The organism is Fibrella aquatica, from assembly GCF_041321135.1.
GTDB lineage: Bacteria > Bacteroidota > Bacteroidia > Cytophagales > Spirosomataceae > Fibrella > Fibrella aquatica.
In genome coordinates, this window is record NZ_JBGGWF010000001.1 from 702,204 (window position 1) to 716,385 (window position 14,182).

Here is a 14,182-nt window from a genome sequence, read left to right on the forward strand (position 1 = left end):
TTAGACCTTTGGACTTTAAACATTGAACCTATTTTTTCAACAACTCCTGCACCAGCCGGTCGGCTTTGTAGATGTAGCGCATGGCAGCGATAATACCACCGGCGTGTACGGAGATAGCGCGGTTGGCATCGGGCACGAAAATGAACGAGCCGGGCAGACTTTCCATGTTGCCATCAAAGACTAGCCCTACCGCTTCCCGATTTTTGTTGATCATCGGACTGCCCGAATTGCCACCAATAATGTCGTTGGTCGAGATAAAGCACATCGGCTCTTTCAGTAGAGCGGCGGGTGGATTGGCCCAGCGGGCGGGTAACTTCCACGGGTCTTTGTTGCCAAACGAGTAACTGCGGTCATACAACCCGGCAAACGTGGTCATTATGGGAGCTTGTGTTCCGTTGTACGGGTAGCCCTTTACTACACCATCATTGATCCGTAACGAAAACGTAGCATCGGGTGGAACGGCTGTGCCGTAGGTATCGTACAAGGCACGCCCCAACTGACTGCGGAGTACCTGTTGCCGGGTGTTCAGATCGCGAACAAGCGTGTTGACAGCCAGAAAACGTTTGCCACCAATTCGGCCAAGTGCCAGTAGTGGGTCTGTGTTGCTGTTCAAGGCTGCCGCGCCTTTATCCATCAGTAGTGTGACGAAACTGCGGTCGGTGAGTTTAGTAGCGGCCAGTAAAGCCGCCGCTGCTTCGCGTGGAGAACGTACCTGACCGTTTGGGCCTGTCAACGCGGCTTTCACATAAGGGTCATCGTTGCCCAAAGCGGCCTGTGCTTCGCTGATGTGGGCGGCCAGAAACGCCTCTTCCAATGCTCGACTTTTGGGTTTCGGCAGTTCTTCCAACACGCCTTTGGCCTGCTCCCAAATCACCGGATTGGCTGTTACGGCTGCGTTGATAAAGCCCAGAGTCATGGCAAAGGTCATGGTTTCGCCCAGGGCCATCGGGTTAGGAGCCAGGTACGTATAATCGTTGAAAGCTTTTCGAAGGTCGGCTACGTTAGCGGCAATATCGTCCCACGTTTTCAGAGAGATACCTTTCTTCTGCGCGTCAGCCTTGAATTTTCGTTCGAAAGCCGCCTTACGGGCCAGCAGATACGGGTCGCGTAGGCCATCGAGTTGACCTTTCGAAGCTTTATGGCTGTTTTCGAGGTTAAAAATTTCGTTCAGCACGCTGTCGCTTTTAGCCGTGGCGTTGTAGGTCTGCAATGCATTTGACCGGCTTCGGAGTAACGAGAGCGTGTACGGAAATTGCAGGTCACGGTCGTATTCCAGTTCGGCCACTGTTTTCAGGCGCTCGGTGCTGCCGGGGTTACCGGTCACGAACGTGGGTTCCCCCTCGCGAATGCCGTTCGGATTGAATTTGAAAAAGTGGGTGGTTTGCAACGGTTTGCCTTTGTCGTACACCCGGAAGAATGAACAATCGAGCGCGTAGCGTGGGTACGTGAAATTGTCTGGGTCACCGCCGAAAAAGCCCAGATTCAGTTCGGGCATGAACACGAGGCGAACGTCATTGAAGCGTTTGAAGCCGTAGAGTGCGTAGCGCCCTCCGTCGTAGAAAGTAATGGTTTGCAGCTCAAGCCCTTGCCACTCTGCCTTGCCGGTATATTCCTCCTTAATATCGGCGAAGACCTTTTCACGGGCTTGCAATTGAGCCTGCTCATCGCTGCCCGAGGCCGTAACGGCATCCTGCACGCGTTTCGAAATGTCTTCGATCTTCACCAGTTGATCCACGAATAGCCCTTCTACCTTCCGCTCCTCTGCGGCCGTTTTGGCGTAGAACCCATTGTTATTCAGATCTTCACCCCGACGCGCTACACCCGTTCCCGACTCACGGGCGCAGTGATGATTGGTCATGACTAATCCGTTGGCCGACACGAACGACGCCGAGCAATAATCGGCAAATCGGAGCGAGGCAAGCCGGACTTCATCGAACCATTTGGCGTCGGGGGTGAAGTTGTAGGTTTTCTTGAAATAGTCGGTCGGCGGTGTGTCGAACGTCCACATTTTACCCATATCGAACGGCCCGGCCTGAACGGTATCGGGGTTCAACGTAGCCGATGAGGTTTGCGCCCAACCTAGCGATGTGGCCAACAGACCAGTAAGCAAACCCACCAGGGCGGGGCGGGCTGTTGAGATAGAAATTCGAGTTGACCTAAAGGAGATCATAGAGACAGAAAAAGCCGTTTTGACACGGCTGTGAGTTGAATAGTTAGTCAAACCTTACAGGTTTATAAAACATATAAGGTTTAGGGTCGGGGCTACTTCAAGCCCCGCAGAAAGGCAATGCTTTTTGGCATTTGCTCCATAGATCGGGATGATTCGTCTTCGATGAAGAAATACTTTACACCCGCTTTCTTCGCCGCTTTCATAAAAGCCTCAATACCAATATCACCGTCGCCTAATACCACGTTCGATTCAATATCAGACTGACCGGTCATCGTATCGGGTGTGCCGGGTTTGCGGTCTTTCAGGTGGGCCAGCAAGAAGCGTTTGGGGTACTGTTGTAACACCTTTACCGGGTCTTGTCCAGGCGATTTTACCCAGAACACATCCATCTCGAAGTTTACGTATTTCGACTCTAGGTTTTCGGCCATATAGTCGAAAAAAGGGCGACCATCGGGCATTTTCTGAAATTCATAGCCGTGGGTATGATAGCACAAACTGAGCTTGGCATCGGCTAATAGCCGACCAGCGGTGTTGAATACCTCGACAGCTCGATCAGCGTCGCCTATGGTAAACAAATCGGCGGTGTGAGGAATCCAGAAACAAACAACATACCTGACGCCGAGAGCTTTGGCTTCGGCTATAACCTTGGGTACGTTCGTTTCCAGATCGTCGAAGTCGGCACCAGCGCTGATCGCTTTGAGGTTGTTTTTATCGAGCTCCTGTCGGAAAGCAACCGGGGAAAGTCCGTAGGTGCCCGCCACTTCTACTTCGCGGAATCCCATCTGCTTTACCTTGGCCATTGTGCCAGGTACGTCGGCTTTAAACTGATCTCTGAAACTGTACAGACCAAGACCTACCGGCGCGGGCGGAGCCGATTGAGCCAACGCGCTGACGGTGAACAGACCAAACAAGAGAAAAGGAAAAATTTTCATAGGGCTCGGTTTAGAATTGACTGTTTAAAAGTAGCCAATTTCGCCGCATATTAACCGATGGCTGGTGACCTATTTACCCTGGTGCTTTTCGGTTCAAAGCCGAATGGGTTGCTACTCTGATTAGGCAATTTCAGCTGTGGCTTGAAGAAAGATAAAACTCTAAAGAATGAGAAGGCCCTATACGGTCGATTCAAATGGTGTGAGGATCTAAAATAGACAGGCTTGGTATATTCAGAAAATCCTTCGTGTTATTGGTTATAAGTGTCAATTGATTTACTAAGGCAGTTGCCGCAATAATTGCATCTGGTACTTTAATTTTTCTTGCTTTTCTTAGAGCAATAGTTTGATTTACAATAGATTATGATAAACCAATGACTACACTTTCATTGATAAACTCACGAAACAACAAGGCGTCAGACTTTGGAGCATTAAAACCTGGTAGTTCTATTTGAGTCATAACCGAAATGACGGCACCTTCATCAACCAACTGGTTAATGAGATCCGTGGCTGATTCCGAGAGTTTCCCTGCTAAATAGTGAGATACGGCGTTACTATCGATTAGATACGATCCCATTCGTCGCGGCTTTGCTGAATGTGTTTGTCGAGTAGTTCTGCGGTCTCGGGCGAGAGTTTTCCTGCAAAACGGTCGGCGGCTTTTGTTTTGTGTACCTGCTTGCGGTCAAGAACCCTGATAATTTGTAATGCCTCTAGATCACGTAGTAAGGCCATACCTTTTTGATCACGGACTTCAATAACTAGCGTTTCCATAATTAATACCGTCAGTTTACGATTTATAACCCCGTCTGCTTTGTGAACGTGCTCTCGAAAATTTTGTCGGCGTTGGCTGCCTCAAATCCGTCGCGGCGGTGTTTCCGGGTGATCTGATCAGCGGGCAAATCGGCGAATTCGGGGAGGATGCGGCGCTCGGCAAATTCAACATAAGAACCGGCAATCCGGAAGGTTTCGCCGCCAGTGAACTTAGCGTCGACCATTTGCGCTACCGTCGATGCCTGCCGTAAACCACCGTCGGGACTAACCTTAATGATGCCCCCGGCCGAGTTCAGTTTAAAGCAGCGCTGCTCCAAAAACGAGATAAATTCGTCGATGGTGTTGTACCCCTCCGGCAGGTTATGCACGCTGATGGTGAAGTGATTCAGGTAATACCGGTTGTAAATCACCCAGGCGGCATATTCACTTTCGGCCAGCAACGCTTTATAGTCGGCCAGGGTAGGCGTTTTCCAGAGGGGCTGATGCAGAAACGCGTCAACGGCCTCTCCATCGTTCAGGTCTAGCGCATCAACCGGGTCGCTGGTGACGGTGTCTGTGTATTTGTGAATAATCTGCTGTGCTTCTTCTGAGAGGTCGTTTACGCGCAGTTCACTGGCGAAAATGCGGGGCAGGTTATCAGCTGCCCGGTCGGCAGGTGGTGAATACCAGTAAGCGTTCAGCTTTTTCTCGGCGAAATTATACGGCTCCCGTTTTTCGTAACCGTAATGCATGAAGATCTTCTCAAATGAAGCCAGCCCCAGGTTAGGTACACCCATTGTCCGGAAAGCGATATGGTCGTTCTCAATGGCCTCCGGCGCGTTAATGACTCCCTGTTGCTGAAGCGCATACAGGATATTTTTTACATCGGGAACCCGTTCAGTGTACCGGCGCATCAGGCCGGCAAGTACAGTGTCGAGAGGAGTCATGGCTGTTTGGTTAACGGTTAATGAGATACAAACTACGAACACGAAACCACAAACATCAAGCGGTAAACTGTTATTTTTACAGTTAGTTGCCCAATGCCCGCATGACTGAACGTACCACCTTCTTCGACACCCGACTTGAATACCTGAAAGGACTTGGCCCCCAACGGGCTGAGTTGCTGAATAAAGAACTGCACCTGTTTACAGCCGCCGATCTGATTCAGTACTACCCCTTCCGGTACGAAGACCGTACGCGCTTTTATACCGTCAGCGAACTGCTGGAGTCGATGCCATCGGCGCAGGTACGTGGTCGCCTCCGCGACTGGCATACGGAAGGCGAAGGGCCGAAAAAGCGGCTTGTTGGGCATTTTACAGATGGCACCGGCACCATGGATCTGGTCTGGTTTCAGGGGATTTCGTGGCTCGAAAAATCGCTTCGGCGCGATGGTGAATACATCGTGTTTGGCAAGCCGCAGGAGTTTCAGGGGAAATTCAGCATTGTCCATCCCGAGCTCGATCCCGTTCGCCCGGACGTGGAACCCGAAGCCACACTCTCGCCGGTGTATAACCTGACCGAGAAGCTCCGCAAACGCTTCATCGACAACAAGGTGATGGCCAAAGCAATGCGGTCGTTACTCGAGTTGGCCTGGCCGCACATACACGAAACGCTGCCTGCTAGTCTGATCGAGAAGTTTAGGTTGGTGGGTAAACGCGAGGCCGTCTGGAACATTCACCTGCCCCAAAGCCCCGCCTGGCTACGGCAGGCCGAACGGCGGCTGAAATTCGAGGAGCTGTTCTACAATCAGCTTCGGCTTATCTCGAATAAGCTGATCCAGAAAGAAGAACATCCTGGTCAGCTCTTCCAGAAAACCAGCCTGTTGTCGCACTTCTACAAAACGCTGTTACCCTTTCCGCTCACCGGTGCGCAACAACGCGTAATCCGTGAAATCCATAAAGATTGCCTGACGGGTCGGCAAATGAACCGGCTGTTGCAGGGCGACGTGGGCAGTGGCAAAACCATTGTGGCGTTCATTACTATGTTGCTGGCTATCGACAACGGGGCGCAAGCCTGCCTGATGGCTCCCACCGAAATTCTGGCCGATCAGCATTACAACGGCCTGAAACCCTTCGCCGACGCGATGGGCTTGAACCTCGGTATTCTTACGGGAAGTACACGCACCAAACGCCGCCGGGTCTTGCACGAAGAACTGCTAACCGGGAAGATGCATATTCTGGTGGGTACGCATGCTTTGCTCGAAGATGTGGTGCAATTCCGGAATTTGGGCCTGTGTATAATCGACGAGCAGCATCGGTTTGGGGTGGCGCAACGGGCTAAAATGTGGGCTAAGAACCCCGTGGTGCCGCCGCATATTCTGGTTATGACGGCTACGCCCATTCCGCGTACGCTGGCCATGACGCTCTACGGTAATCTCGACATTTCAATCATCGACGAACTGCCTGCAGGTCGGAAACCGATTAAAACGGTGCACAAAACGGATAAGCACCGGGCCGAGGTATTCGGTTTCATGCGGCAACAAATCGAGTTGGGTCGGCAAGTGTACGTCGTTTATCCGTTGATCGAAGAATCGGAAACGCTGGATTATAAGGATTTGACGGATGGACACGAAGGGATTCAGCGCGCTTTCCCGCAGCCAAAGTATCAAGTCGGTATTCTGCACGGGAAAATGGACTCGTACAGCAAAGACTACGAGATGACCCGTTTTGCTAACGGCGAAGTGCAGATCTTGGTGGCCACCACGGTGATCGAGGTAGGCGTAAACGTACCCAACGCCAGCGTCATGGTGATTGAAAGCGCCGAGCGATTTGGTCTTTCGCAGTTGCACCAGCTTCGTGGCCGAGTGGGTCGTGGTGCTGAGCAATCATACTGCGTGTTGATGACGGGCTACAAGCTCAGCGCTGATACTAAAGTCCGCCTCGAGACGATGGTACGCACTAATAACGGCTTCGAAATCGCCGACGTTGACCTGCAACTCCGTGGACCCGGCGACCTGGCCGGTACGCAACAAAGCGGCCTGCTGGATCTACGGATTGCCGATTTGGCTAAAGACGGTGCCGTGTTGACCGCTGCCCGCGAATCGGCGCAGATCATTCTGGAAACCGATCCCAACCTGATTCTCCCCGAACACGCCGCCATCCGCAATCACATCGACGCTATCGGCCGCACCCAATCCGACTGGAGCCGGATTAGTTAATGGAGAATTACTCTAGTCGCCGGTCAATCCGCCTCGACGGCTTCGATTACGCCTCCGCAGATTCGTATTTCATCACGATCTGCACGCAGCACAAAGAACATCGCTTCGGCCGCATCACCGACGGGACGATGTTGTTGAATGAGGCTGGTCAAATGATTTTCGAACGTATCCTGGCTATTCCTGCCAAATTTCCAGGTACGTTGATCGACTCGTGCGTAGTCATGCCCAACCACGTCCATTTCATTCTCACCCTACTGGGTTATCGGCTTGATCAGTTGCCGGATCGTTCATGTGTAGGGGCGGCCCATCGTGGCCGCCCGCTTTCGGACCGACAGGGCCGCCCAAGTACGTTACCCCATGATGACGATAGCCTTAATTTGGGAATAATGCCTGACGATTCGGATTGGCTTAACTTCAGCGGTCCTATCGGCCCGAAAGCGGGCGACCACGATGGGCCGCCCCTACACATGAACGATCCGATGATTGATCAAACCAATGATAGCAACGATCCGATGATTGATCAAACCAATGATAGCAACTATCCGGCGATTGATCATGCCGATGCGACTAACGTACCCAGCGTAGCGGATGTGGTTGGGTGGTTTAAGGCGAGTACGACCAATCATTATATCAGGGGTGTGAAGGAGGAACGCTATCCGGCGTTTGATCGGCGGTTGTGGCAGCGTAATTATTACGAGCACATAATCAGGACAGAAGCCGCTTACAACCAGATTAGCGAGTATATACGTACCAATCCGGTGCGCTGGGCCGAAGATCGGGTACGGTGAGCAGTGACCTACCCAAAAATCCAGTCAATATCTAGGCTGAGATCAGGAAATAGCGATGAGGTAGGGCGGCTACCTTTCTCATAAACGGCCGTTTCTTCATACTGGTTACCCACCAACGTATAGGCGTAAATTTCGGCACTTTTCGGAACCGCTATCCAATACTCACGCACGCCTGCTGACTCGTACAGGTCGAATTTCTCGTTGAAATCTTTCTTATGTGTCGACGGCGAGGTGATTTCAATGATCCAGTCGGGTGAGCCAACGCAGCCAAATTCATCGATTTTGGCGGGGTCACAGATGACGCAAATGTCAGGCTGCACCACCGTATGGACTTTGTTGTTAAACCTTGGTTCGTAGTCATGATTAGGCAGACGAACATCAAATGGTGCTGGAAAAACTTCGCAGGTACGTTCCCGGAAATGATTGTACAACTCGCCGGTGATTCGCATAGAGATACGTTGGTGAAGCGTAGGCGAGGCCGCTGTTAGATTGTAAATCCGTCCCCCTATCAGCTCAACCCGCTCATCAAATCGCCATTTTAGATAATCACTGTATGCATACGAGCCGTTAGGGTCGAGTTGCGAAAGGTCAGTAATCATAGGAAATGATATGGTTAATTGGCGAAAATCACTTGCCCTTGCGAATTTAGGTACGAATACTACTGTCCGTCACCCAGCCGGAAATCCCCTCCGGCCTTGATGACAGAGCCACTCTTGACAACGTTTTTTTGGTCGTATGTAGCTGCATCGGTGATTCCTGTGTCGCCAATATGCACTGATCCCGTGACGTCAATGTTTGCTCCGTCAATGATATTTTTAGCTGTAGGACTGTGTTGGGCATACGTGGCTAACTGTGCCTGAAGTTCCTGTACAAACTGAGGGTTTTTTAGTAACTCTTTCAGTTTGGCTTCCAGTACCGCTTCTTTTACCGCCGTCGGCTGTGTCTCAGACTCAATAATGCCTTTGGTAACTGGATCATCTTCTTTTAGAAACCATGAACGTACCCACAACATACCCGCTGTAACGAAGTCTTTAGGGAATTTCTTGACCTCCTCGTTTTCAAGGAGAAGATCAGTCACGTATTTGATGGCTACTGGAATCATGCTTTCAATCATTGTGGCTCTTTACCTTTTAGTTGCGATATCCTGCAATATTTGTTCGTATTTTATTTTGCCTATTTCACTAATTATAGTTTCCAATAAGTTAGCTGCTTTGTAAGCGACAGCTACATTGTAAATGCTAGCAATGTAAAAAGATTTCATTAAATTTTCTATAGCTTCTTTGTAGATTCTATTTAAATTATAGTAAGATGCACCTATTTTATATAGTGTACTCGATATGCCAACGGAGTCGCTAATTTGCTCTTGCTTAATTAAACTTGCTTGGTATTGATAGATTGCTTTTTGATAGTCAGATTTCATATATAGCAGATCGCCTATATTACTCAAAGTAAAACCCTCCCCACGTATATCGCCAATTTCTATTCTAATTTTAAGACTATTTTGAAGGTATTCAAAAGCTAGGTCAAAATCTTTTACTTTTACATAAATCTGTCCAATGTTATTTAAAGTTACTCCTTCACCCTGCTTATCTCCAATTTTTTGCTTAATTGATAAGCTTTCCAAAGAATATGCCAAGGCCTTTTCATAATTAATTTGAGAATTGTAGAGTTGCCCAATGTTATTTAAAACACTTGCAACACCAAATATTTCACCAATCTCTTTGGATAGCAATAAACTCTCCTCAAATTTTTCCAAAGCCATTTTAAATTCTCGCATTTGTTCATAAACTTGCCCTAAGTTGCCGAGAAGTGCAGCTTTACCATATACATTTAAATTTTTCTTAACTAATAGTAATCCTTCCGTATAATATTTTACAGCTTCAGTGAGATTTCTTTGAACACGAGAGAGTGCTCCTAAACTATTTAACGCCGAAGATTGTGCATTTTCATCGTCGAGAGACGTAGCTATACTAAGACTTTCTTTAAAACTTTTCTCCGCCTTTTCCATTCTTCCTAATCTCATATATACTTGACCTATGTTATTGAGAGAAATTCCTTCTGACGATTTGTCCCTTAAGTACTTAGCTATCTCTATACTTAATTCATGGTTTTTTATTGCACTTTCATATTTTCCTTGCAAATTGAGAATAGTTCCAATTAGGTGAAATGCATCACTTTTTGCTTTATAATTACCTATTTTGTTGCTAATTTCTAGGCTATTCTGGGCAAATTGAAGCGCCTTGTCATATTTTCCTATCTTAACATAAATACTTGATAAATGATTAATTGCACTTAGATTAAAACTTGAAGAGATGTTTTTCGCTATTATTTCTTCACTAAATAGTATAGCATATTGGTGCATGCCAGAATGAGAGTAAGAAGAAGCTATTTTTAAAGTTAGATCTGCATATTCATTCCAAGCTTGTGCTACCTCGAAGTAGTGTTTTGCGGCGAATGCACTATTCCATTCTGGCTCTCTCTCGTAGAATATACCAGCTCTATGTGCAAGTGATTTAATTAAATAATGATCTATATCGTGATGTATTTGAACCCATCTCCGTGTGAGAGGGTGGATTTCGAACGTTTTATCGTAAAGAAAGACAATAGCTTTTTGTTGTAGTGAAATTAGTGCGAGTGATAGTTCTTCTTCCGATTTTTCTAATACGTAAGAAAGAGCCTTTATTGATACACGACCGATCAACACCGAAGCTTGCGTGAACAATTGCTGCTCAGTTGTATTCAAGCTGTTGAAGAGTTCGCTTAGCAATAGGTTTTCTAATATCTGTCCCTCAACGTGGCTTAAATGATCAAGGTTGAAATCAGGTTGATCAATTAAAACGGTCTCTAAAAATTCAAAGGCACGTGGTAATCCGTCAAAGCGTTGGTAAAGTAAATTATGCTGGTCGCGGGTGAGCCGATTTAGTTGCTCCGACGACTGAATATAGCGGTACTGCTCAGCATAAGTCATCTTGCTAATAGGCAAATGCATTAAGCAGTCTTGTAAATCAGTCAGTCGGTAACGAGTTGTAAATAAGACGTGGCAATTGCGTGGGATTTTCTTGACTAATTGGCGAAGAAAGTCGTGTAACTCAGCAGATTTGATGATTCCATTTTCATCATGGATATCCTCTGCGTTATCGAATAGTAGGATTGTCGGCAAGTTTTGAAGACAAGTAGTCATTATAGCCTGTAGCTTGTCAAGGACCGACAGGTTAGGATTTTTTAGCGTAAACTCTATTTCAGCTATCAAGCCTTCATCTGGCCTTTCTTTGAGTTTCCAGTTGGCAACTAACCGTTGCAGAATGCTGAACTCTTCGATTGGATAATTGCCTTCGCGGAACAGTAACGTGGGTACGTGGCCACCCTGTTGAGAGCGGTAATTATGAGCAAATGCCTCAGCAGTTGTCGTCTTGCCTAAGCCACCCATACCATGTATACAAACGGCTTTGTGTTGCCGGAAAGCTTGCCGTAATTCAATAAGTACGCGCTTCCGACCAATGAAGTCCTCGCCAATTAACCGTGTGTTTTGGCTCCGGATGAATGTAAGGGGTGGATAAAACCGTTTGCGGACCTGATCGTCGTAGTTACGCTGCGGGTTAAGTAACGCGCCTATTCCCTGATTTTGGAAAACCACAGGCGTAAACCACTCTGCTGGAATAGGTGCTTGGGGGTTCTGGGTACGTTGCTCACTAGTCCGCTGCCAAAGAGCGTGGCGAGTATCATGTACCGCTTTCGTGAATGAATCGCCAGTGGCTAACCTGCTATAAAACACCTCTGCCAGTTGTCGCGCCGCTTCGTCGGTCACCGAAAAACGCATGGCTACTACCGCCGGAATGCCAACGTTGGCCATCTGCCGGGCTAAGCTACCTGTGGCGTCGCCAACGGCCGTTTCGCAAGCACTCAGTACTAGCACCTTAACTGAAGCAAACCTGCGCAACAGCGTACCTAATTGGCTGCCCGTCACGATCTCTTCGTTGCCGTCTTCATCTTCCATAAACAACACGCCTTGCTGCTGGTCGGTCAAGAAAGCACCGTGTCCACTTATGTGAACAATGTCATGACTACGCCTGGTAAGGGCCTTCTCAATTTCGGCTAGGCTGGCACAGTCTAGAATGTCCACTACAAGCTTAGGCTGTGTTGAGCTATCCAGACCTTGAACGGCTTGTATGATTAGACGCTGTTCTTTCTCCAGTTCTAATTGCTTATGCCCTTCCGCCATGTTTTCGGGCAGAGACGGAATGAAAAGCAATTTTAGTGGAGCAGGCTGGTCAGTGGGTCCTTGTTGGTTGAAATCGTCCAGGGTTGTGAGGTGACTCCGCACTAACCCGAAATTGTTTGGTGGTAACGTACCTGCGCTCCCTGAGAGACGGGGCAGGATCATCTCCCAAGGCAATTGATGCAGATTGGCATCATCTGTTGAGATGACTAGTAGCAGTTCGGCTAGCTTGCGTTGTTGAAGGAGTGTGATAAATCGCTCACAAACTGTCCGTATTTCGCCTGTCCAGAATGTATTGTACAACGCATCTGCCAGTACAGCTTCGCTTTGCTCAGGATGTTGCGGTAGTGTAGCACCATAGCGTGTTGTACCACCAATCTTACGCCTTGTTAGCTGGAATTCGTCTACCTGCTCAAATAAACCAGTAGGTATTGCTACGGATATGGGAACGTCATAGTTGGCTATACTGCCAGTAATTGCATTCTTTGCCGATAATAAGGCCTCGTAGCCATCCTCAGTTTTATCGATTCGTAGAAACAGGACGCTATGACTATCGATGAATCGCTCCTCAATTGTATAATGAATATCTCCGATATGGATAGCACCATCTGATGTGATCGTGCCGTAGTTGATATTTTTCTGTGGATTCATCTACAGTAAATATAATCAACTTGGGCCGTCTTTCCAGCCCAGACTCTATCAGTAAGTTATTATTTGATGAAAATAGTAACGTATCTGACCCTCTAACACGAAAGCCCGGATGACAATCCTCCTCATTCCCCGGCTTTTGCGTTTATTTGTGGTGTGAAAAAGGGCATTCGGCTCGGTTTCAGTTGTTGTTAGGTGATTAATCCAAATTTTTGTTCGTAAAGCACAATGAGTACCATTCAAAGCATCCATGCCCGCCAGATTCTTGACTCGCGTGGCAACCCGACCGTTGAGGTCGACGTACGTACCGAAACTGGTGCCCTGGGCCGCGCTGCTGTTCCATCGGGTGCCTCGACAGGTACGCACGAAGCCGTTGAACTGCGCGACGACGATAGCAAAGTATATGTTGGCAAAGGCGTATTGAAAGCCGTTTCAAACGTTAACGAACTGATTTATCCTGAATTGGTAGGTATGTCGGTATTCGATCAGGGTATGATCGACCGGATGATGCTGGAACTGGATGGTACGCCGAACAAAGGTCGTCTGGGTGCCAACGCTATTTTGGGCGTATCGATGGCCGTTGCCAAAGCCGCTGCCATCGACTGTGGCATGCCGCTATACCGCTACATCGGTGGTGTAAACGCCAACACGTTGCCCGTGCCAATGATGAACATCCTGAACGGAGGTTCACACGCCGATAACTCAATCGATTTCCAGGAGTTCATGGTCATGCCCGCCAACGCGTCAACGTTCGCTGAAGCGCTGCGTATGGGTACCGAAATCTTCCACACGCTGAAGAAAGTGTTGAAAGGCAAAGGCATGAGCACCAACGTAGGTGACGAAGGCGGTTTTGCCCCAAACATCGGATCGAACGAAGAGGCGATTCAGATCGTGATCGAGGCAATCGAGAAGGCAGGTTACCGTCCGGGCGAAGACGTTTGGATTGCCATGGATGCCGCCGCGTCTGAGTTCTACAACGCTGAAACCAAAGAATATCACTTCAAGAAATCGACTGGCGATAAGTTGACGTCACCCCAAATGGCGCAGTACTGGGCTGACTGGGTGTCGAAATACCCCATTATGTCGATTGAAGACGGTATGGCTGAAGACGATTGGTCGGGCTGGAAACTGCAGACTGAACTGGTGGGTACCAAAACCCAATTGGTGGGCGATGACCTGTTCGTAACCAACGTAACGCGCCTTCAGGAAGGTATCGATAAGGGTATTGCCAACGCTATTCTGGTGAAAGTAAACCAGATCGGCTCGTTGACGGAGACCATCGACACCGTGAATCTGGCGAAACGCAGCAGCTACAAAAACATCATGTCGCACCGCTCAGGCGAAACAGAAGATGCAACCATCGCTGACCTTGCCGTTGCCCTAAACACCGGTCAGATCAAAACTGGTTCGGCTTCTCGTTCAGACCGGATGGCGAAGTATAACCAACTGCTCCGTATCGAAGAAGAACTAGGCGAAATGGCCTATTTCCCAGGATTAAAATTTTAATTAAGAGTTAAGAGTTAA

At 48.5% G+C, this 14,182-nt stretch carries 11 protein-coding genes; 3 read left to right on the top strand and 8 right to left on the bottom strand.

Features of this window, described 5'->3' with window-relative positions; all coding sequences use genetic code 11:
* Positions 1 to 28: 28 nt before the first annotated feature.
* From ACAW87_RS02610 to ACAW87_RS02630, 5 genes are all read right to left on the bottom strand, one after another.
* Positions 29 to 2,170: a S46 family peptidase gene (locus tag ACAW87_RS02610; protein ID WP_370721586.1), complete on the bottom strand. Its 2,142-nt coding sequence runs from the start codon at positions 2,168 to 2,170 to the stop codon at positions 29 to 31.
* Positions 2,171 to 2,262: 92 nt separating this feature from the next.
* Positions 2,263 to 3,102, bottom strand: coding sequence for a sugar phosphate isomerase/epimerase family protein (locus tag ACAW87_RS02615; RefSeq protein ID WP_370721587.1), 840 nt, complete (start codon positions 3,100 to 3,102; stop codon positions 2,263 to 2,265).
* Positions 3,103 to 3,292: 190 nt separating this feature from the next.
* Positions 3,293 to 3,457: a PIN domain-containing protein gene (locus tag ACAW87_RS02620; RefSeq protein ID WP_370721859.1), complete on the bottom strand. Its 165-nt coding sequence runs from the start codon at positions 3,455 to 3,457 to the stop codon at positions 3,293 to 3,295.
* Positions 3,458 to 3,660: 203 nt separating this feature from the next.
* A complete protein-coding gene (locus tag ACAW87_RS02625; protein ID WP_370721588.1) occupies positions 3,661 to 3,870 on the bottom strand; it encodes a hypothetical protein in 210 nt (69 codons plus the stop codon).
* 23 nt (positions 3,871 to 3,893) lie between these two features.
* Positions 3,894 to 4,796: a DUF1338 domain-containing protein gene (locus ACAW87_RS02630; RefSeq protein WP_370721589.1), complete on the bottom strand. Its 903-nt coding sequence runs from the start codon at positions 4,794 to 4,796 to the stop codon at positions 3,894 to 3,896.
* Positions 4,797 to 4,897: 101 nt separating this feature from the next.
* On the opposite strand from ACAW87_RS02630, the gene recG reads away from it, so the two are divergent.
* Positions 4,898 to 7,006: an ATP-dependent DNA helicase RecG gene (gene recG, locus ACAW87_RS02635; RefSeq protein WP_370721590.1), complete on the top strand. Its 2,109-nt coding sequence runs from the start codon at positions 4,898 to 4,900 to the stop codon at positions 7,004 to 7,006.
* Positions 7,006 to 7,794, top strand: a complete 789-nt coding sequence (locus ACAW87_RS02640) for a transposase (protein WP_370721591.1) — start codon at positions 7,006 to 7,008, stop codon at positions 7,792 to 7,794. Before recG ends, ACAW87_RS02640 begins: the two co-directional genes overlap by 1 nt.
* 8 nt (positions 7,795 to 7,802) lie before the next feature.
* On the opposite strand, the gene ACAW87_RS02645 is transcribed toward ACAW87_RS02640, so the two are convergent.
* From ACAW87_RS02645 to ACAW87_RS02655, 3 genes are read right to left on the bottom strand one after another with little or no spacing between them, the layout of a single operon-like run.
* Positions 7,803 to 8,393, bottom strand: coding sequence for a Uma2 family endonuclease (locus ACAW87_RS02645; RefSeq protein WP_370721592.1), 591 nt, complete (start codon positions 8,391 to 8,393; stop codon positions 7,803 to 7,805).
* A 59-nt stretch (positions 8,394 to 8,452) separates the two neighbouring features.
* On the bottom strand, positions 8,453 to 8,896 hold the full coding sequence (locus ACAW87_RS02650; protein WP_370721593.1) for a hypothetical protein: 444 nt from the start codon (positions 8,894 to 8,896) through the stop codon (positions 8,453 to 8,455).
* 21 nt (positions 8,897 to 8,917) lie between these two features.
* Entirely contained in the window at positions 8,918 to 12,661 is a 3,744-nt protein-coding gene (locus tag ACAW87_RS02655; RefSeq protein ID WP_370721594.1) for a tetratricopeptide repeat protein, read from the bottom strand.
* Positions 12,662 to 12,886: 225 nt separating this feature from the next.
* Here ACAW87_RS02655 and eno point away from each other — a divergent pair, with 225 nt between their 5' ends.
* Positions 12,887 to 14,164 (top strand): phosphopyruvate hydratase, encoded by a 1,278-nt coding sequence (eno, locus tag ACAW87_RS02660; protein WP_370721595.1) that lies wholly within the window; start codon positions 12,887 to 12,889, stop codon positions 14,162 to 14,164.
* The last annotated feature ends 18 nt before the right edge of the window (positions 14,165 to 14,182 follow it).